A 21,481-nucleotide genomic window follows, 5' to 3' on the forward strand; every position below is an offset into this window, starting at 1 on the left:
AACTTTTATGGGCGACAATAGAAGCCCAATGAAAGGTGCTGGTGTTGCTAACTTTATACTGAAGCGTAGAATGTATAGCGCGACCCCCGATTTTAAAGAGGGGGAAAGACACAATTAAATCTTATTTTTAAGGCATGAGAAAACTGTTAACGACCCTCTTCACCCTTCTTACACTGGTAAGCTTTGCCCAACCTAGTAAGCTACTGCCAGCACCTAAAATAAGCACCGTAGTTTCTACTGAGATATTCAATTTTGGTAAGGTATTTTTTACGGTAGAAAACCCTTCTCAACTTCAATTAATAGAAAGCTTAAACACCAACACGCAGAAGGTGAAGGTAAATAGCTTCACAACGGACGTGAATGCCTCTATCCTCATCCGCCCCAATTTCTTTTTACATGCTAATTACTACAAAGAAACAGCGGATAAAGACAGCTACACATTAGAAATAAAACAGGGAGAAATTCATCTGTACTATGACAGCGAAGCGGCTGCCTTTACGGGCTTTCAAAGTTTACTACAACTTATACAAATGAATGATGAGCATGAAATACTACTTCCAAAAGCACACATTTATGATTATCCTGACTATAGCTGGCGTGGGTTACATCTTGATTGTAGTAGACATTTCTTTAGCACAGATGAAATCAAAGATTTTTTGGCCACTATGGCACATTACAAATTCAATAAATTTCATTGGCATTTAACAGATGATCAGGGATGGCGAATAGCCATTAAAAAATACCCAGCATTAACAGGTATAGGTGCTTATAGAGATAGCACTAAAATTGGACATTTTAACGAATTCGAGAAAGGATACGAACATCAAAGGTACGGAGGTTTTTACACGCAAGAAGAAGTGAAAGACATTGTAAGTTATGCTACCAAGTTGCACATAGAGGTAATACCGGAAATAGAAATGCCCGGTCATGCGCGTGCGGCCTTAGCTGCATACCCCAAACTAGGCTGTTCGCAGGAAGAATTACCTGTAGCTTCAACCTGGGGTATCTTTAACGAAGTCTTTTGTTCTAAAAAACAAACCCTCAATTTTCTAAAAGATATAATTGATGAAGTAGCTCCGCTTTTCCCCTCTTCTTATTTCCATATAGGGGGAGATGAAGCGCCTAGCATACAACGAGAAGGGTGTAAACACTGTCAAAAAACAATCAAAAAACACCACTTACACAATGAACATGAAGTTCAGGGATACATCCTTAAAGAGATCAATCAACACCTTAAAAAACACAATAAAACTCTCATAGGTTGGGATGAAATTATAGAAAGTGGATTACCCGATGACTGCGCAGTAATGAGTTGGCGTGGGATGCAAGGAGGTATTAAAGCCGCTCAAGCAAAACACCCTGTAGTGATGTCGCCCACTACCTACTGTTATTTCGATTACTACCAATCTGATAATCCGAATGAACCTTTGGCTATCGGCGGGTATTTACCTTTGGAGAAAGTCTATCAATTCTCCCCCATTCCACCTTCTTTAGACTCCAGCTATCACCAATACATCCTAGGGGGTCAGGCTAACTTATGGACTGAATACATTCCAGACTTTGATCAATTGATGTATATGACCTATCCAAGAGCCTTGGCTTTAAGCGAAAAATTATGGAATAAAAGGGCTCCGAGTTATACGGAGTTTTTAGATAAAATCATAGACCATCAACTTCCCTACTTGGAAAGTCAAGGCATCCATTATTCAAAAGCCATTGCAGATGCCAACTTTATTTTAAAATCTGACAGCATGGGAAGTTTGAATGTTTCCGTAGTGAATCAAAACCCTTTACTCCCCACCATTACCAATTTTAGAAACATTAGCACAAGTAGTAAAACAAACTTCAAACTAACTTTACCAGAATACAAAATAGAAGACACCATTTACCTCTCCACTTATGCGGAAGGTATGGAAGACAGAGAGAAAGAAATTACCATTTATTTAAGCCAAAGTACAGGATGCACCATAGATAGTCTTACTCAACCCCACCCAAAATTTAACAACGGTGGAAGTTTTACTTTAGTAAATGGTGTATACGGTCGAAGACCTTGGAACGGCTCCGATTGGTTAGGCTACAGCGGTGATACCATAACTGCTATTTTCGATTTACAAGAAGAACGAGAGGTGTACAACCTACAATTGAGTTGTTTAAAAGCAGAAGGGAGCTGGATCTATTTACCAGAAAAAGTTAGTGTACTGGGCAGTAATGACAAGGTAAATTACCATACCATTAATTCCCCTAAGGTGACAGAAGAAATTACCCATGTTCAACTTTACAACTCCTATAGATATATTAAACTTGTAGTGATACCAAAGGATAAAATCCCCGCGGGTAATGAAGGAGCGGGTCAAAATCCTTGGACATTCATCGACGAAATAAAAATAACATGGAAATAGAATTGTGCGCAGCCAGTTATAGTTCAGCTTTAAAAAGCAATGGTCTTCCATTCAAAAGGGTGGAATTATGTGCTAATCTGGAACAAGGTGGAACTACCCCTTCTCCTGGAGCTATTGCCGCAACGGTAGAAAATGTTCATGCAGAATGTCATGTTTTAATTCGGCCACGCGTCGGGAATTTCAACTATTCTATGGATGAAATAATGGTGATGCAACAAGATATATTATTGGCCAAAAGTTTGGGTGCAAAAGGAGTAGTTTTCGGTGTTATGGATGATGATGATAGGTTCGACCTCAACAAAAATCTTCATTTACTCGAAGCTGCCGACGGATTAGCGTGTACCTTTCACAGGGCCATAGATAGTAGTCAAAACTACATGGAAGACATGCAATCCATTATCAACTGTGGTTTTCACAGGGTATTAACCTCTGGGGGAGGCAAAAATGTTGAAGAAGGCAAAGCGCAACTGAGCCTGCTAATGAATTCTCAACCTGAAATTGAAGTGATGATAGGTGGAGGCATCAACGCAGAGAATGTAAAAGAACTTTGCGACTACATACAGCCCAACGCTGTTCACTTCAGTGCCACGGATTGGGTGAAAGATGAGAGCAATAACATGTACTCCATGAATTATTTAGAAACTTCTCCTCAAAAAATGAAAGCTATACTAGCGAAAATTCAAGAGTAGATAATTAATACAACACCATGTACCAACTATTCAACAACTACTTGGAAGCTCATAAAAAAGGAAGTATCAACAGGTCCTATTACCGAGATAAGCTCCAATCGATGGGGAAAAACGAGGATACTATCCACGTACTTTTAGATCAATTTGCATTTGATGCTGAATTATTGTCATCTTATCCAAAACAAAAAAAGAAAGCAAAACGGCTCTTTTTTACCTCACTTGTTTTTTTACTTCTTTTTGTTTCACTTTTATTATTCAATACTAGATTTAGTATAATCAACAATCATTCACAAATGACAAGTGCTTTCGTTCTAGCCATCCCCATTTACGGAATAACCAGAGCAATCTTCTCCTTACGTATTATCAAGAAAAGCACAAACCGTATATTGCATAAGTGGAAGAATTTTTAACACATCACTAGTGCGCGATTGTATCGCACCTTGCACTCCATTCTCCATCCACCAGCTAGTGCGCGATTGCATCGCGCTTTACTCAAACTCCATACTGATTTTTTGTTGCCATATCAATAGACTTCTTATTTTTGTCTTTCTATAAATACAAGAAGAATGAAACGTACGAAAATCGCAACATTGTTGAGCGCTCCAGAGGTGAACGCTGAGGTATTGATCAAGGGATGGGTAAGAGCATTTAGAAGTAATCGCTTTATCCAAGTGAATGATGGATCAACAATCAATAATATCCAAGCTGTTGTAGATTTCGAAAATTTCGACGAGGCAATTTTAAAGCGTGTTACTACAGGTGCCTCTGTAGCAATTACAGGTACTTTGGTTGAGTCTCAAGGAGCTGGACAAGCGGTTGAAATTCAAGTAAAGGAGGTAGAAGTTTTAGGTGAAGCAAACCCAGACGAGGTTCAAAAAACGGTAATGCAACCTAAAAAACACTCTTTAGAGTTCTTGAGAGAACAGGCACATTTACGTTTTAGAACGAATACATTTGGTGCAGTTTTCAGAATCCGTCACGCGGTTTCTTTTGCCATCCATTCTTACTTCAACAAAGAAGGATTTTACTACTTACACACACCTATCATCACTGGATCTGATGCAGAAGGTGCAGGTGAAATGTTTAAGGTAACGACTTTCGAACCCAACAATACTCCATTAAATGAAGCAGGTGAAGTTGATTACACAGAAGATTTCTTTGGAAAACCAGTGAACTTAACCGTATCTGGTCAGTTAGAAGCAGAATTAGGAGCTACAGCTTTAGGTCAAGTGTATACTTTCGGACCTACATTTAGAGCTGAAAACTCAAACACATCTCGTCACTTAGCAGAATTCTGGATGGTAGAACCAGAGGTTGCGTTTAATGATTTGAACGACAACATGGATCTTACAGAAGATTTCTTAAAGCACATTTGTAACTACGTGTTAACAAACTGTGCAGACGATTTAGATTTCTTAGCGAAGCGTGAAGCTGATGCTGACAAAATGAAACCTGCTGCTGAGAGAAATGAAATGGGATTAAAAGAGCGTTTAGAATTTGTTGCCAACAACGATTTCGAGCGCATCACATATACAAGAGCTATTGAAATTTTACGTAACTCTAAGCCGTACAAGAAAAAGAAATTCAAGTACGAGGTAGAATGGGGTACTGACTTACAGTCGGAACACGAGCGTTTCTTAGTGGAGAAAGAATTTAAAAAGCCAGTAATCATCACAGATTACCCAGCATCATTCAAAGCCTTCTACATGCGTAACAACGACGGATGTGAAGAAGGAAAGCAAACCGTTGCTGCAATGGACGTTTTATTCCCAGGAATTGGAGAAATCGTAGGAGGATCTCAGCGTGAAGAAAGACTCGATGTATTGAAACAAAAATGTGCTGATTTCGATATTCCAGAAGAGCACGTATGGTGGTATTTAGATACGCGTAAGTTCGGAACGGTTCCTCACGCAGGTTTTGGCCTAGGATTTGAGAGGATGGTGATGTTCGTAACAGGTATGAGCAACATTAGAGACGTAATTCCTTTCCCAAGAACTCCGCAGAACGCAGAATTTTAAAAGAAAAGCAGAATTATTTCGGAGAAAAAACGTAAATTTTACTTCAGAATATTAGAGCATGGCATTAAAACAATCCCTATCACAAAAGCTTGAACAGCGTTTATCGCCGCAGCAAATTCAATTGATGAAATTGTTGCAGGTTCCGACCATGGAACTCGACGCAAGAATTAAGCAAGAAATTGAGGAGAATCCAGCGCTCGAAGAAGGTAAAGAAGAAGTAGAAGACGATTTTTCTAACGAACAAGATACAGAGTACGACGACAACAACAACGACGATAATGATTTCGATATCAACGATTATTTGTCAGACGATGAGCCTTCGTACAAAACTAAAACATCCAACAAGGGAAAGGATGACGATGAAACATCCGTTCCCTTGTCTTCTGGGTCTTCGTTTCAAGAACGACTCAAAGAACAATTACACCTCCGCAATTTAAGTGACGACGATTACATGATCGCCGAAACCCTTATTGGAAACCTTGATGATGCAGGATATTTAGAAAGAGATTTAGAAGCCATCGTAGATGATTTGGCTTTTTCTCAAAATATCATGACCACTGAAGAGGAACTTGAAAAGTTACTGGAGGTAATTCAAGATTTAGACCCAGCAGGTGTTGGTGCCAGAGATTTGCAAGAATGTTTATTACTACAAATCAATAGGCGTCAGAATGGAGATATCACAAGATACACGGCCAAGAAAATTTTGGAAGACCATTTTGAAGAATTCACCAAGAAGCACTACAAGAAAATATTAAAGAAACTTGAGATTAACGACGATGACCTCAAGGCGGCGATAGATGAAATCATACGCCTCAACCCTAAACCGGGAGGTTCATTAAAAAGTTCATCGAAATCTTTAGAACAAGTAACCCCTGATTTCATTATTACAGAACAGGACGGTAAACTTGAATTAGCCCTACACGGTAGAAATGCTCCAGATTTGAAAGTGAGTAGAAGCTACGAGAAAATGTTGCGTAACATTTCAGAAGGAGCAAAATTGAGCAAGTCTGACAAAGAAGCTGTTACTTTCGTAAAACAGAAGTTAGACTCAGCCAAATGGTTTATTGATGCCATAAAACAGAGACAAAACACACTATATTCTACGATGCACGCCATCATGAATTACCAATATCAATACTTCTTAACAGGGGATGAAACAGAGCTCAAACCTATGATTTTGAAGGATATTGCAGAAATCGTAAACCTTGATATTTCTACGATTTCTCGTGTTGCCAATTCTAAATATGTACAAACACCTTATGGTGTGAAGCTATTGAAGTACTTCTTCTCAGAGAGCTTATCTACAGATTCTGGAGAGGAAGTCTCTACGCGTGAAGTAAAAAGTATTTTATCTGATGCGGTAAATAATGAGAACAAGCGTAAACCTTTGACCGACGAAAAATTAGCTCAACTCCTCAAGGATAAAGGTTATAACATCGCTCGAAGAACCGTGGCAAAATATAGAGAACAATTAAATATTCCAGTTGCACGATTAAGAAAAGAACTCTAGTGAAATTTCTATCCAAAGTCGCATCAATTATATTTCTACCGCTCTTCATGCCGTTGTATGGATTGCTGCTAACGCTTTACATACCCAGTGTGCCTGAGAATTTCTATGCACGCTACTCCCTCTTTTATCTTAACCCAGAAATTAAAACAAGCTTTTTAAGTTTGTTTACCATATTTACTATTCTCGCTCCCGGACTTTCACTTCTGATGTTGCGCTTGAATAAAACGGTGAGTTCACTGGGGTTAGAAGACAAGGAAGAACGCAAGTACCCTATTGCCATTACAGCCTTTTATTTCTTTTTGATGTATGGTTTTCTAATGTATCAACAGCAAGGAAATATTCCCGAAGTTCTAATCGCAACAAGTTTAGGAGGATTTTTAAGCGCTGTGATGTGCTTGATCATTACCCGCTGGACCAAGATTAGTTTACACGCAATGGGGGTAGGATCTTTACTCGGATTCATTATTGCATACTTTCAATCACAGTCGTACTTCGAAATGAATATCGTTTATTTCGTTATCCTCATGGGGATAATAACAACTACATCACGACTAATACTCAACAAACACACACTAAAACAAATTGGACTCGGATACGGTCTTGGATTTTTTGTGCAACTATTGACTATTTTCCTATATTCACAAGTATAAAATTTCGACTATGAAGCGTTTCATTAAAAATACTATTGCCATTTCTACAGTGGCTTTAACGCTATCGGCATGTGGTAGCAGTGGTGGTGGATTCAATTTATTCACCATAGATCAAGACAAAGAATTAGGAGCTCAGGTAGCTGCAGAAATAGATGCAAACCCAGCAGAATATCCAGTTTTAGATAGTGCTTCTCATCCAAAAGCATATCAATACTTATATGAGATGAGAGATAAAATCTTAAACTCTGGAGCGGTACAACACAAGGATGATTTTGGTTGGAGATTACGTATTATACACGATGACAATACCTTAAACGCATTTTGTACTCCAGGTGGTTACATCTATGTATACACTGGACTTATGAAATATCTCGATGCTGAAGATCAATTAGCAGGTGTAATGGGACACGAAATAGGTCACGCAGATTTACGACACTCTACCCGTCAAATGACCAAACTATACGGTGTTCAATTTTTATTAGATGTTGTAGCGGGTAACAGAGATGCTATTAAGCAAATCACTGCAGGGTTAATTGGTTTAAAGTTTTCTCGTTCACACGAAACAGAGGCTGATGAAGCATCTGTGAAGTACTTATGTCCAACAGATTATAATGCAGCCGGTGGAGCTTCTTTCTTTGAGAAGTTACAAGAAGAAGGAGCAGGTGGAACACCTGAATTTTTAAGCACTCACCCATCGCCAGCTAATCGTATTGAAGAATTCCACAACACGAAAACAACCCTAGGTTGCACAGGTGATAAAGATTACAAAACTGAATATCAGCGCATGTTAAGCACATTGCCTTAGTATAATACACCTTATTTGAATCCCGATGAATAACTTTTCATCGGGATTTTTTATTTTCATTAAACTTCCAAATTCATTGAATTCTTGAACCTTTCAATTGTTGAATTCTTAAATCTTGATTATCTTGCCCGCCTAAACTAAAAAACTCATGCGCGTTACCCTTGAAAATGGTAAAACTATAGACCTTTCAAAAGGTCTTGACATCTCTATAACCTTAACCAACAGTGAAGAAAATCCTAGAGCATGGTATGTAAAGCCTCCGCGTTTTGAACCTGTTATGGAAAATGGTTGGGTTGGAGAAGTGGCACAAGGTGGCGCTGTGAACTTTAGGGACATCTATTTTAACCCACACGGACACGGCACTCATACCGAATGTTTAGGTCATATTACCCAAGAAATTTATTCTGTAAATGAACGCCTGAAGGAATTTTTCTTCAAGGCAAAAGTCATTTCTATAACACCAAAGGAGATCCAAAATGGCGATGATATTGACCATGTTGTTCAATATGACGATATGAAAAACGCCCTGGGTACTGAACAAATAGACGCAGTAGTTTTGCGTACACTTCCGAATACAGAAGAAAAAAAACACCAAAACTACTCAAGTACCAACCCTCCATATTTAGACAAAAGTATTGTTGACTTGTTTGATGAATTAGGAGTAAAACACTTCTTACTTGACTTACCGAGTGTAGATAGGGAGAGCGATGGTGGAGCATTGGCTTTTCACCACAAGTTCTGGAATGTTCCGGAAAATCCAAATCACGAACGTACCATTACGGAAATGATTTATGTTGATAATCACATCACTGACGGAGAATACATACTCAACCTTCAGGTTGCTCCTTTTGACAATGACGCATCTCCTAGTAGACCTGTTCTTTATGCCTTTGAATAAAGTAGATGTTTGAGAAAAAAAGAAATCTGAAACTCAATAAGTTATTAGATTAAAATAAAATGACTATATTTGCATAAGTTTTATTGAAAATTTGTAGAACGAGGGGACGAAAGTCCCCTCTTTTTGTATCGATATGATTAGTGAAAAAATTGTAAGAGAGCTCGCAGAAGAGCGTATTGCTGAACTAGACAAGGGATTGTTTATTGTGGACATTAAGATTAGTTCTTCTAATCAAATTAATGTTTTAATAGACTGTGCTGAAGGAAGTGTAGCAATCAACGATTGCATTTCAGTTTCGCGTAACATTGAGCACAACTTAGACAGAGAGGAGCAAGATTTTGAATTGAGCGTTTCTTCGCCAGGTTTGGATCAACCTTTAAAAATGGTTCCTCAATACATCAAAAATATTGGTCGAGAAGTTAAAGTAAAACTCAACGATGAAAACGGAAAGTTAGAAGGTCTATTAAAAGCAGCTGACGACAACGGAATCATTGTAGAAACTACGCGCAAAGAACGCATAGAAGGAAGAAAGAAAAAAGAAACGATTGTAGAGGAACACGCTTTACAATACGCGGATATAAAGGAAACAAAAATTGTAATTTCATTTAAATAGAAGCAAAATGGATAGCTTAAATTTGATTGAATCATTTTCTGAATTCAAGGAATTCAAGAATATAGATAGACAAACAATGATGCACGTTCTTGAGGACGTGTTTAGAACGATGTTGAAGAAAAAATTCGGAACAGACGAGCACTGTGACGTAATTATCAATATCGATAAAGGTGACTTCGAAATTTGGGTAAACAAAGAGATTGTTCCAGATGGAGAGGTTGAAGATGAAAACATAGAAATCGCTTACTCTGAAGCTGTTAAGATTGAGCCTGACTTTGAAGTAGGTGAAGAAGTTTCTGAAGAAATGAAATTCATGGATTTCGGAAGAAGAAACATCTTATCTTTACGTCAGAACTTGATTTCTAGAATTTTAGAATTAGAAAAAGATCACTTATACAAGGTTTACAAAGACAGAATCGGAGAAATCGTTACTGGAGAGGTTTACCAAGTATGGAAAAAAGAGATCTTGGTATTGGATGATGAAGGTAACGAATTGTTATTACCAAAATCAGAACAAATTCCATCTGACTACTTCAAGAAAGGTGAGACGTTGAGAGCAGTTGTTGCGAAAGTGGACATGCGTAACTCAAGTCCAGTTATTATCCTTTCTAGAACTGCTCCAGAATTCTTAGAGCGTTTGTTCGAATTGGAAGTTCCTGAAGTATTCGACGGATTGATTACAATTAAGAACATTGAGCGTGCACCAGGTGAAAGAGCGAAAGTTGCTGTTGAGTCTTACGACGACAGAATTGACCCTGTTGGAGCATGTGTGGGTATGAAGGGATCTCGTATTCACGGTATCGTGAGAGAGTTAAGAAACGAAAACATTGACGTTATTAACTACACAACGAACCCTCAATTATACATCCAAAGAGCATTGTCTCCAGCAAAAATTTCTAACATCGAATTAAACGATGAAGAAATGAGAGCTGACGTTTACTTGAAGCCAGACCAAGTTTCATTGGCTATCGGTAGAGGTGGACATAACATTAAATTAGCAGGTCGCTTAACTGGATACGAAATTGACGTATACAGAGAAGGAGCTGAAGATATAGAAGATGTAGACTTAGAAGAGTTTGCAGATGAAATCGACTCTTGGATCATTGATGAATTGAAAGAAATTGGTTGCGATAGCGCCAAGTCAGTTCTTGAGCTAAGTGTTGAAGAATTAGTGAGTCGTACAGATTTAGAGGAAGAAACTATCAAAGAAGTTTTCAAAATATTGGAATCAGAGTTTGAATAGATAGGAAACACTTCTAACTTTGTCATCAGAAAAATGAATAAACCGTAACAAAAACGGGAATTAATTCGTAGTTTATCTACGTAATAAAAAAAATACAAGAAGGACTTTTTATATGGCCGGTAAAGTAAAAAGATTAAGTAAAGTAGCAAGAGAGTTAAACGTCGGGATTTCTACCATCGTAGATTTCTTGGGTACTCAAGGTGTGGAGATTGATTCAAATCCCAACACTAAAATTAGCCCTGAGCATTTCGATAAGCTGAGTGAGCAATTTGCTGCAGACCAATCATTGAAAGAAGCAGCGAATAAAACTGCTTTAAAACGCGAAAAGCGTGAAACAATTACACTTGCTTCAAACACAAAACCTGAAGCAAAAGAGCAAAAAGATGAAGAGGACAACGTTGATGTCCACGAAACTATTGCTAAGGTGAAATCTGAAGAACAGAACACTCCTGAAACTCCTAAAGTGGAAGAAACTCCTGCTCCGGCCGAAAAGGAAGTTGTCAAAACTGAGGAAGTAAAAGAGGTGAAGAAAGAAGAGGAGCCAGCTGCGGAAGAAGCAAAAAAAGAAGAAGACAAAAGTCCTCAGATCACTAAAGAAGATTCTAAAACTTTAGGTGGTGGAGATATGAAAGTCCAAGTTTTGGGTAAAATAGATTTAGGATCTATCAATACCAAAACAAGACCAGATAAAAAGAAAAAGGGAGAGAAGAAACCTTCAAACAAGAAGGAAGAGTCTCAATCTACTCCAACTCCGAAAAAAGAAACTTCTAAGCCAGCTCCAAAACCTGTAGCGAAGTCTACACCAACAAAAGCTGACACTCCGAAGGAAACTCCAAAAGAGAACAAACCGAAGGAAAAAGAGGCAGTTGAAACGATCAAGGTTGAACGTAAGAAGTTATCAGGACCAACAGTTGTAGGGAAAATTGAACTTCCTGTTGAGAAAAAGAAAACTTCTAACTCAGATAACAAACGTAAGCGTAAGCGTATTAAGAAGGTTGATGTAAACAAACAAGCTTCTAAAAACCCGAACGATAAGCGTAAACCGGGTGGTGCTAACGCCAACAAGAAAGGAAGAGGTAAGAAAAAGGTTGAAAAACCACAAGTTACCGAAAAAGATATCCAAAAAGAAATCAAGGAAACCCTTGCTCGTCTTTCTGGAGGTGGTAAATCAAAAGGTGCTAAAAACCGTCGTGCTAAAAGAGACTCTATCGCTCAAAAGAGAGAGATGGAAGAAATGGCAGCAGAAATGGAAAAAGGTATCTTGAAGTTGACAGAATTCGTAACGGTTTCTGAATTAGCTTCAATGATGGATGTACAATCAACGCAGGTAATCTCTGCTTGTATGTCACTCGGTATCTTCGCATCTATTAACCAACGTTTGGACGCAGAAACAATTTCTATTGTTGCCTCTGAATTTGGTTACGAAGTTGAATTCGTTTCTGCCGAAGTACAGGATGCAATCCCTACGGTAGAAGACAACGAAGAAGACTTAGAAGATAGACCTCCAATTATTACAGTAATGGGTCACGTTGACCACGGTAAGACATCTTTACTGGATTACATTAGAAATGCAAACATCGTAGAAGGTGAAGCCGGAGGAATTACACAGCACATTGGTGCCTACTCAGTAGTTCGTCCAGATGGTAAGAAATTAACTTTCTTAGATACACCAGGTCACGAAGCCTTTACAGCGATGCGTGCGCGTGGTGCTCAAGTTACCGACGTTGCAATTATTATTGTTGCAGCAGATGATGACGTGATGCCACAAACAAAAGAGGCGATTTCTCACGCACAAGCAGCTGGAGTACCAATGGTATTTGCAATCAACAAGATTGACAAACCAGGTGCTAACGCAGATAAGATTCGTGAGCAATTATCTCAAATGAATATCTTGGTAGAAGATTGGGGTGGTAAATACCAGGCTCAAGAAATCTCTGCTAAGAAAGGTCAGAACATCGAAGAATTACTTGAAAAAGTAATCTTAGAAGCCGAATTATTAGAATTAAAAGCGAACCCAAATAAAAACGCTACAGGTACAGTAATTGAATCTTCTCTTGATAAAGGAAAAGGTTACATCACGAACATGTTAGTAGAAGCGGGTACTTTGCGTATAGGAGATGTGATCTTAGCAGGTCGTCACTCTGGTAGAGTTCGAGCAATGCATAACGAAAAAGGACAAGAGCTTAAAGAAGCTGGTCCATCTACTCCGGTATCTATCTTAGGTATCAATGGAGCTCCATCAGCAGGTGATAAGTTCCACGTGATGGACGATGAAAGAGAAGCGCGTTCTATTGCTACGAAAAGAGAGCAGTTATACAGAGAACAAGGATTGCGTACGCAGAAACACATCACCTTGGATGAAATTGGTAGACGTTTGGCTATCGGTGACTTTAAGGAATTAAACGTTATTGTTAAAGGTGACGTTGATGGATCTATCGAAGCACTTTCTGACTCATTATTGAAGTTATCAACGGAAGAAATTCAGGTAAACATCGTTCACAAAGCGGTTGGTGCCATTACTGAAGCCGACGTTAACTTAGCGAGTGCATCAGATGCTATCATTATTGGTTTCCAAGTTCGTCCTCAAGCATCAGCGCGTAAGTTGGCAGAGGCAGAACAAATAGATATCAGACTTTACTCTGTAATCTACAAGGCAATCGATGAATTGAAACAAGCCATGGAAGGAATGTTATCTCCAGATATTAAAGAGGAGATTACAGGTTCTGCAGAGGTAAGAGAAACATTCAAGATTACGAAAGTGGGTACAATTGCCGGATGTTACGTATTAGATGGTGTCATCAAGCGTAACTCTAACATCCGTATCATTAGAGATGGTATTGTAATCTACACAGGTGCTCTTGGATCATTGAAACGTTTCAAAGACGATGTGAAAGAAGTGAAAAACAACTACGAATGTGGATTGAACATTGAGAAATACAACGATATTAAAGTTGGTGACATTGTTGAAGCTTACGAAGAAGTTGAGGTAGCTAGAAAGCTGTAATCACAACATTATAATTGAAAGGGATTGTATTCGTACAATCCCTTTTTTTGTACCTTTAATAAACGACTTTTACACTACAAGGTAGACACTCTATTAAAGAAAATTAGAACATTAACTTCGTTAAAAACTATCAGTATGAAACGAATATTATTAGCGGGCCTTACATTGACTTTAGCCCTAATTTCTTGTAAAGACCAGGAAATAGAAAAACACTTGAACGAAATCACAAAGATGGAAACCAGTGTAGACAACATAGAAGCGCGTATGGCTGCTATTCCAGATGATTCTAACGGAATCATGGTATCTACAGTTAGAAACGATTTATTGACCATTAAAAAGCACTACACCGGTCCAGATACCACAAACATTGCTTTAGGCAGTATGTTGACGAAATACAAATCTGTAAGAAAGACGATAGGTAAAGCCACTAAAATGAAAACAAAGGTTGAAAAGGCCTTACCCGAAGAACGTGAACAGTTAAAAAATCTTCAACACGACATTACCGAAGGTGTAAATAATAGAGAAGAATATCCACTGTATGTGATGAAGGAAAAAACAAATGTTGCCCAACTCGATACAATGTCTCTACTTTACGAACGTTCTATTACGGAGACTCGAAATATTTATTATACCTTAAAGCCAAAAGTTGACTCCTTAATTTCAACCTTAGAATTTTAAACATGAAATTTACGCTAATCTTATTTTCTCTACTTTTTTGTCTGACAATTTACGGTCAGGAAACGGATTATAAATTAGCTGAATATTATTACAATAAGGGAGAGTTAGAAAAAGCTCTCCCCTACTTTGAAAAGGTTTACCAGCAAGATCATCGCAGTTTTATCTTTGATAAACTCCTGATTTGTACCCAAGAAATTGAAGGAGAGAAAGCAGGAATCAAACTGCTGAAAGAACAAATTGAATATTATCCTAATGACTTTAACTATCCCGTTCAACTTGGAAAACTTTACGAGGAATTAGGGGATCAAAAATCTGCCGATAAAATCTATGAAGACCTCATAGAAAACAATCCACAACGTAGTACCAACATCATCAATTTAGCTACAGCTTTTAGAGGTATGAACAAACCTTTATTAGCGCTAGAAGTTTTGGAACGCGGAAGAAAATCTTTAGGTAACACCTACCCCTTACATTTCCAGTTTGCACAAGTTTACAGTGATTTAGACCGCAAGGAAGACATGGTAAACGAATACATTACTCTACTCGACTACAACGAGAGGATGCTTCATACCGTATGTAATGTTCTGCCCCGCTATATAGATTTTGAGAACAAAACAGGAGATGATGTACTTTTATTGAAAAGGCTATTACTCGAAAATATTCAAAGGAGTCCAAACACTACATCTTACTCTGATTTACTTATCTGGACCTTCATCCAAACCAAAGAATTTAATGCAGCTTACATACAAGCAAAAGCTTTAGACAAAAGAACCAAGAGTCAAGGTGAAAAAGTTTTAGAAATGGGGACGATAGCCCTGAACAACAAAGCATACACTGAGGCTAGAAAAGCTTTTCAGTATGTACTAGAACTTGGACCAAATGCACCTTATTACTACCAAGGGGAATACTATTTCCTTCAAACCTCGTTTTTAGAGATTACAGAAAACAAAATTTATAATAAAGAACAACTAACAGAAACTGTCAATGCGTACAAGGCTTCAATTGTTCGCATCGGATACAACAAACAGGTTATTCCTATTGCTTTAGATTTAGCACATATCCTAACGTATTATTCACAAGACGAAATAGCGGCTAAAGCTTTATTGGAACGCACACTACATATAGAGGGCATTCGAGGAAAAGACTTAGCTGAGGTAAAAATGGCACTTGCCGATGTATTGGTTATTCAAAATGACATTTGGGAAGCTTCTCTACTCTACATGCAAGTAGAAAGTGAATTTAAATTTGAAACCATAGGAGCTAAAGCTAAATTTAAAAATGCGCAAGTATTCTACTATGCCGGAGATTTTCAATGGGCACAATCTCAATTAAAAGTTTTGAAACAGTCTACCTCAAAATTAATTGCTAATGACGCGCTAGAACTCTCTTTACTCATTACAGATAATTTAGGTTTGGATAGTAACTATACTGCCATGCGACAATTCGCTAATGCAGATTTACTCCTCGCCCAACACAAGTATGAGGAAGCTTTTGGAAAATACGACTCTATTCTCAAGTTTCTTCCTTTCCACGGCCTTGCAGACGAAGTGCTATTGCGTAAAGCTAAAGCCTATGAAGAATTACAAGACTGGGATAAAGCCATCGAAGCCTTAGAACTTATCACAACAAAATATAACGGCGATATTCTAATGGACAATGCTTTGATGGAATTGGGGATCATTTATGAAAATCATAAAGGTGATAAAGCCAAAGCAATGGAGTATTACCTGCGTTTAATGAAAGAACATAAAGGAAGTTTATTTGTAACGGAAGCGAGAAAAAGATATCGTAAGTTACAAGCAGAAAGTACTACTTAACTAAAAGCTCTCCAAACTTGATCCGCAAGCTGCTTAAGCTCCTGCTTACCTTTCCAAAGAAAAAGGCCTTTTGCGTTTTCAACCTGTTGATGTACTCTTTCATTTTCGAAGTAAAAATTCTTCTCTACATTCATCAAAACACTAGCATTTTGACAATTTTCACCTTGGAAAATATCTTGTCGTAAATACATCAAATTCCCAGCTACAAAAAGTATTTCTATTTGTTCTACCGAATTGGGTCCCATCCGAAAACAACCTACTACTCGTGCAATAGAATTATCTGGTAAATGCTCTACCTCAAAACTTCTACCTTCTATTTTTATTTCAGTGGTTATGGGATGCTGCGTAAACAATGAGAGAACTGCAGCGTTTACTTTATCTATCAGTTCTTCCTTAGAGGGAACTGTAATTTCATCCAAACTGTAAGTTTCTGCGTAAGTATTCGTCGAAGAAGTAGGACTTGAACATCCTATCAACGCAATACAACACAGAAAAACAAACTTATGGTTCATGATATTAATTGAGTCATTAAAAATAACAAATAGATGATGATGAAGCCTTTTCTTAAAAATATTTTGGTAGGATTCCCCCTACTATTTTTGACTTTACCTATTGCATGCAGTAATCAAGTACAGCAAGGTTCTGCAGAAAAGACAAACAAGGAGGTAAATAATACGGAGCAGGAAAACTTGGATGACTTACAAGTAGCTTATTTCGCCAGTGGATGTTTTTGGTGTGTAGAAGCCGTTTTTCAATCTGTAAAAGGAGTTGAAGAAGCAGTATCTGGATATGCAGGAGGAAGTGCAGCGACAGCAACTTACCCACAAGTGAGCTCAGGTAAAACCAAACACGCAGAAAGCGTTATGGTGTACTATGATTCAACAGAAATTTCTTACGAGACATTGCTTACTGTATTTTTTGATTCACACGATCCAAGTACGCTAAATCAACAAGGTCCAGATAGAGGTACCCAATACAGGAGTGAGATATTTTACTCCTACCCTTACCAACAAGAAAGCGCTACCGCATTTATCGATAGTTTGTTGGAGAACAAAGTTTACGACCGTGTAACAACCTTAGTGGAACCCTTTGAGGCCTTTTATCCAGCCGAAGATTATCATCAGGAATACGAAAGGAAACACCCCAATAACCCATATGTAAAATCAGTATCGATTCCACGCTTGAATAAATTTAAGGCCAAACACCCCGAATTATTAAAAACTGAAGAACATTAACAAAAAAAGTCCGAGCTATTTGCTCGGACTTTTATATTTCATTAAACAGCTATGACTATGCCTTTAACTTTTCAATTAAAGCAGTCGTAGAGTATCCTTCTTCTAATTCAATCGTTTCAACGCTACCTCCATTGGCTCTTACTTCTTTAGAACCTACGATGTACGTTTTTGCTGTTTCATCTGTTTCTTCAGCATCGTAATCAGCGCCTTTCGCTAAAATGTGTGGATTTAATTCGTTAATTAAATTGATAGGCGTCTTCTCATCAAATAAAATCACTAAATCAACAAATCCTAGTGCAGCTAAAACTGCAGCTCTATCCATTTCAGTATTGATGGGTCTATCCTCTCCCTTACCTTGCGCTTTTACGCTTGCGTCAGAATTTAAACCAATTACTAAACGATTACCAAGGCTAGCAGCCTTTGCCAAATAACTGATATGACCTTTGTGTAAAATATCAAAACACCCATTTGTAAAAACAATCTGCCTAGGAGTAAGCCTCCAAATTTCCAATCGTTTTTTAGCTTCTTCTACACCTACTACTTTATGCATCAACGCTGCATATCTATCTTTCATTTCTAGCATCTTGTTCTACTTTTTTAAATTTTCTGGGTATTACTATAAAGGAAATTAATCCTAGGATGATCATCATTAAAGTTTGTGAACTCCAAATCAACATTCCAAGTGCTTCTCCAACACCTTTTGCACTATCGCCCAATTGTTGACCTAAATAAAAATTCACTACGATACCTACCAACAAAGGGTAAGCACCTATACCTCCATTTGTAAAGGCTATTCCTACCGTACCTGCGATAAAACCAATTAACAAACCGCTCATTGGAAAGTTACTTGTTTCTGGCAATGCATAAAAGCAAATCGCAAAAAAGATAATGTAGTTAATCCAAATTAGAACGGTATGGAAAATAAAGGCTACAGGATTTTTTGATTTAAAAATTCCAAAAACACCTGTAATGACCTCTTTTACAAAATTGACAAACTTATTCTTAAACTTTTCATTTTTAAACCAAAGCACCAAAAAGGTAATTAATCCTAAAACAGCAGCACCCCCTAAAACATACATCCAAGGGAAGCCTTTTTCACCTTCAGCAACAGGTGGGTTTACTATGCTATTTTTAATAATGATTAACTCCTCACCACTCATGCTAATCGTTAAAAGCACCACAATACCCAACATCACCAAATCAAAAACACGTTCGGCAATAATAGCTCCGAATGTTTTCGAAAAAGGAACGTTTTCACTCGAATACAAAGCTCCTGCCCTTGCAGGCTCACCTGCTCTAGGAATCAATAGATTAATCAAATATCCTATCATCATTGAATGATATCTATTCGAAAACTTGGTTTTATACCCCAGTGGTTCGAGTAAATATTTCTGACGCCAAGCCCTTGATAAATGACTGGCCATTCCAAAAAATAAGGAAAGAATAATCCAGAAATAATCCGCTTCATCGATTACACGATAAAACTGTGATTTTGCTTGTTCATCCATTGCATCATAGAAATACCACATTAAGTATACTCCAATGAGTAAGGGAAGAACAACTTTGATAATTTGGGTTATAGTTTTTTTCAAATGGTTGAAGTTTTAGTCTAGCATATTGGTTTCTTCATTGGGGAAACAAAGTTGTGGTTTAAAGCTTTTTGCATCCTCAAAGTCCATGTAGGCATATCCAATAATAATCACTAAATCTCCAGGTGCTACTTTACGTGCTGCTGGTCCATTTAAACAAATCACTCCAGATTTTCTATCACCTTTAATCACATAAGTTTCGATGCGTTCACCATTGTTTATGTTTACAATTTGAACTTTTTCACCCTCTATCAGGTTCGATGCATCCATTAAGTCTTCATCAATCGTTATACTTCCGATGTAATTTAAATCGGCTTGTGTAACCTTTACTCTGTGAATTTTAGACTTAACTACTTGAACTTTCATATCCATTTCTCTTTCAACTTATTCGCTTTTTGACCAGCGAAAGTTCTGTGACTTCATTTCTAATGTTACCCAGAACCTATTTTTATTTCCTCAATAAATCCGGTGCAAATTTAATGATACTTATTTATATATTGGAGAAGGTTGTTTGTCAGATTCTATCTATAACCTAAAACTTTATTGCTACACGCTCTCATTAGGGCATGATTTAGGTAAAGAAATACAAATAAACAAGACTCGTAAGTACGATAAAAACACAGAGCATTCCTATGGCCAGTAACCTTAAAACACCTTTTTGTTTGGTCATATCAGCCACATGCATATCCTGCACTTTAATTTTCTTAAAACACTCACAATTTCTCAGAAATAAAAGAGTTTCGAAGAATATAAAGGTAAGCACTGCAGAACAAATAACAATTGATCCCACGGTTATCCAAACCGCATGGGTATCAGCATGCTCAATTACACTGAGCATTTCCTTATCCATTTGAAGCTTATGGCTATCAAATCCTTCTATTGGCGGAATAATATAATTCGTAGTAGACATTGATGAATAAACCGTTTCGCAAATTGACACCCTAAATAAATGAATGAAGGATATCCCCAAGCGTATATTATTTACAGATATTTAACAAAGGTAATTGATTTATAACACTCCATTTCTATAATTTACTAAATACTATTATTTGTGGATGAATGGTTAACGAGATCCTCATGCAGCGCTCGGAAGGAAACCCTCAAAATGTCGATCAACGGAAATCAAGAGTACTTTACCAAGTGCAGAAAAGGACAATATATTGTCTTTCTCTTGCTTTAATAAAGCATAGAGCAGAAGAAATCCCTATTTTTGCAGCATGATTTTATACAACGTAACAGTAAGTTTAGATGTAGCCGTTGAAAATGCATGGTTAAAATGGATGCGTGAAAAACACATCAACGATGTATTGGATACGGGTTGTTTTATTGAAGCTCGTTTATCTAGAGTAAACGGTGAAGAAGAAGGTGGTGTTACCTATGCCATTACTTATTTTTCTCCTTCAGTTGATTTATACAATCAATATCAAGACGAACATGCTCCTGTATTACAACAGGAACACACTGAATTGTTTGCTGGTAAATTCGCAGCGTTTAGAACAATTTTGAACGTAATCGAAGAATTCAAACGTTAAGTAACATATGTCAGTTAAAGCAAAAAAACATCTCGGACAACACTTTCTTACCGATAAAAATATTTGTAGAAAGATTTCTGATCAATACCAAAAACACCAAGATTGCACACGCGTTTTGGAAATTGGTCCGGGTATGGGTGCTTTAACCGATTTTTTACTCCAACGTGGCGATTTAGAGGTTCATGTGATGGACATTGATTTAGAGTCTATACGCTACCTCGAAGAAAACTTTGAAGCGCTTGGAGATAGAATCTACGATAAAGACTTCTTAAAAACAGATCTTCAAGAAGTAATGGGTGAGGAACCGTTTGGAGTAGTGGGTAATTTCCCATACAACATCTCTTCACAAATTCTTTTCAAATGTTTAGAATACAGGAATCAAATCCCAGAAATCATGGGAATGTTCCAAAAAGAAGTTGCGGTAAGAGTAGCCGAAAAACCTGGAAGTAAAGCTTACGGGATACTTTCTGTTCTCTTACAAACCTATTACGACATTGATTATTGTTTTACGGTAGATGAACACGTCTTCAATCCTCCTCCCAAAGTAAAATCTGGCGTTATCCGTTGTATTAGAAATGAACGCGAAGCTTTAGATTGTGACGAAAAGTTGTTCTTCCAAATTGTTAAGGCCACGTTCAACCAACGTAGAAAGACCATCAGAAACGGTGTAAAACAATGGATTAAAGGTAAAGATGCCGACCATGAATTGTTGACCAAACGCCCTGAGCAACTTAGCGTTGACGAATTTATCGAATTGACCAGATTTGTAGAATCCGTCCAATAACAGTAGTAAGCAAGCGT

General features: G+C 37.6%; 20 protein-coding genes. 15 read left to right on the top strand and 5 right to left on the bottom strand.

All coding sequences use genetic code 11. The features are described 5' to 3' along the window. Positions 1-134: 134 nt before the first annotated feature. From R3333_RS00800 to R3333_RS00855, 12 genes are all read left to right on the top strand, one after another. Positions 135-2,399, top strand: a complete 2,265-nt coding sequence (locus tag R3333_RS00800) for a beta-N-acetylhexosaminidase (protein ID WP_318956671.1) — start codon at positions 135-137, stop codon at positions 2,397-2,399. Next, on the top strand, positions 2,390-3,088 hold the full coding sequence (locus R3333_RS00805) for a copper homeostasis protein CutC (protein ID WP_318956672.1): 699 nt from the start codon (positions 2,390-2,392) through the stop codon (positions 3,086-3,088). Before R3333_RS00800 ends, R3333_RS00805 begins: the two co-directional genes overlap by 10 nt. 566 nt (positions 3,089-3,654) lie before the next feature. Next, positions 3,655-5,106, top strand: coding sequence for an asparagine--tRNA ligase (gene asnS, locus R3333_RS00810; protein WP_318956673.1), 1,452 nt, complete (start codon positions 3,655-3,657; stop codon positions 5,104-5,106). Positions 5,107-5,164: 58 nt separating this feature from the next. Continuing rightward, positions 5,165-6,616 carry an RNA polymerase factor sigma-54 gene (rpoN, locus tag R3333_RS00815; RefSeq protein WP_318956674.1) on the top strand — a complete coding sequence of 484 codons (1,452 nt, stop codon included), beginning with the start codon at positions 5,165-5,167 and terminating at the stop codon, positions 6,614-6,616. A gap of 47 nt (positions 6,617-6,663) precedes the next feature. Continuing rightward, positions 6,664-7,266, top strand: coding sequence for a hypothetical protein (locus tag R3333_RS00820; RefSeq protein WP_318956675.1), 603 nt, complete (start codon positions 6,664-6,666; stop codon positions 7,264-7,266). 10 nt (positions 7,267-7,276) lie between these two features. Beyond that, entirely contained in the window at positions 7,277-8,071 is a 795-nt protein-coding gene (locus R3333_RS00825) for a M48 family metalloprotease (protein WP_318956676.1), read from the top strand. Between the two features lie 148 nt (positions 8,072-8,219). After that, positions 8,220-8,969 (top strand): cyclase family protein, encoded by a 750-nt coding sequence (locus tag R3333_RS00830; protein ID WP_318956677.1) that lies wholly within the window; start codon positions 8,220-8,222, stop codon positions 8,967-8,969. Between the two features lie 133 nt (positions 8,970-9,102). Further along, on the top strand, positions 9,103-9,582 hold the full coding sequence (gene rimP / locus R3333_RS00835) for a ribosome assembly cofactor RimP (protein ID WP_318956678.1): 480 nt from the start codon (positions 9,103-9,105) through the stop codon (positions 9,580-9,582). A 7-nt stretch (positions 9,583-9,589) separates the two neighbouring features. Beyond that, positions 9,590-10,825: a transcription termination factor NusA gene (gene nusA, locus R3333_RS00840; protein WP_318956679.1), complete on the top strand. Its 1,236-nt coding sequence runs from the start codon at positions 9,590-9,592 to the stop codon at positions 10,823-10,825. A gap of 112 nt (positions 10,826-10,937) precedes the next feature. Next, the gene (gene infB / locus R3333_RS00845; protein ID WP_318956680.1) at positions 10,938-13,829 is read left to right on the top strand and encodes a translation initiation factor IF-2; all 2,892 of its coding nucleotides are present in this window, start codon (positions 10,938-10,940) and stop codon (positions 13,827-13,829) included. Positions 13,830-13,964: 135 nt separating this feature from the next. Continuing rightward, positions 13,965-14,507 (top strand): hypothetical protein, encoded by a 543-nt coding sequence (locus R3333_RS00850; RefSeq protein WP_318956681.1) that lies wholly within the window; start codon positions 13,965-13,967, stop codon positions 14,505-14,507. Positions 14,508-14,509: 2 nt separating this feature from the next. After that, on the top strand, positions 14,510-16,324 hold the full coding sequence (locus R3333_RS00855; protein WP_318956682.1) for a tetratricopeptide repeat protein: 1,815 nt from the start codon (positions 14,510-14,512) through the stop codon (positions 16,322-16,324). Here R3333_RS00855 and R3333_RS00860 read toward each other — a convergent pair. After that, entirely contained in the window at positions 16,321-16,836 is a 516-nt protein-coding gene (locus tag R3333_RS00860) for a hypothetical protein (protein ID WP_318956683.1), read from the bottom strand. The genes R3333_RS00855 and R3333_RS00860 overlap by 4 nt on opposite strands. Before the next feature lie 33 nt (positions 16,837-16,869). On the opposite strand from R3333_RS00860, the gene msrA reads away from it, so the two are divergent. Then, positions 16,870-17,559 (top strand): peptide-methionine (S)-S-oxide reductase MsrA, encoded by a 690-nt coding sequence (msrA, locus tag R3333_RS00865; protein ID WP_318956684.1) that lies wholly within the window; start codon positions 16,870-16,872, stop codon positions 17,557-17,559. Positions 17,560-17,614: 55 nt separating this feature from the next. Here the strand turns inward: msrA and rfaE2 are convergent, their stop codons facing one another. The 4 genes from rfaE2 to R3333_RS00885 form a co-directional block, all read right to left on the bottom strand. Further along, positions 17,615-18,142: a D-glycero-beta-D-manno-heptose 1-phosphate adenylyltransferase gene (gene rfaE2, locus R3333_RS00870; RefSeq protein WP_318956685.1), complete on the bottom strand. Its 528-nt coding sequence runs from the start codon at positions 18,140-18,142 to the stop codon at positions 17,615-17,617. Next, positions 18,123-19,151 carry a lysylphosphatidylglycerol synthase transmembrane domain-containing protein gene (locus R3333_RS00875; protein WP_318956686.1) on the bottom strand — a complete coding sequence of 343 codons (1,029 nt, stop codon included), beginning with the start codon at positions 19,149-19,151 and terminating at the stop codon, positions 18,123-18,125. The genes rfaE2 and R3333_RS00875 overlap by 20 nt, the downstream gene beginning before the upstream one ends. Before the next feature lie 12 nt (positions 19,152-19,163). After that, positions 19,164-19,514 (bottom strand): aspartate 1-decarboxylase, encoded by a 351-nt coding sequence (panD, locus tag R3333_RS00880; RefSeq protein ID WP_318956687.1) that lies wholly within the window; start codon positions 19,512-19,514, stop codon positions 19,164-19,166. A 205-nt stretch (positions 19,515-19,719) separates the two neighbouring features. Further along, the gene (locus R3333_RS00885) at positions 19,720-20,058 is read right to left on the bottom strand and encodes a hypothetical protein (RefSeq protein ID WP_318956688.1); all 339 of its coding nucleotides are present in this window, start codon (positions 20,056-20,058) and stop codon (positions 19,720-19,722) included. Positions 20,059-20,365: 307 nt separating this feature from the next. On the opposite strand from R3333_RS00885, the gene R3333_RS00890 reads away from it, so the two are divergent. Both R3333_RS00890 and rsmA read left to right on the top strand, forming a co-directional pair. After that, on the top strand, positions 20,366-20,680 hold the full coding sequence (locus tag R3333_RS00890; protein WP_318956689.1) for a DUF4286 family protein: 315 nt from the start codon (positions 20,366-20,368) through the stop codon (positions 20,678-20,680). Between the two features lie 7 nt (positions 20,681-20,687). Beyond that, positions 20,688-21,464, top strand: a complete 777-nt coding sequence (gene rsmA, locus R3333_RS00895) for a 16S rRNA (adenine(1518)-N(6)/adenine(1519)-N(6))-dimethyltransferase RsmA (protein WP_318956690.1) — start codon at positions 20,688-20,690, stop codon at positions 21,462-21,464. Positions 21,465-21,481 lie beyond the last annotated feature (17 nt).

Source organism: Lishizhenia sp., assembly GCF_033720595.1.
Taxonomy (GTDB): Bacteria; Bacteroidota; Bacteroidia; order Flavobacteriales_D; family Crocinitomicaceae; genus Lishizhenia.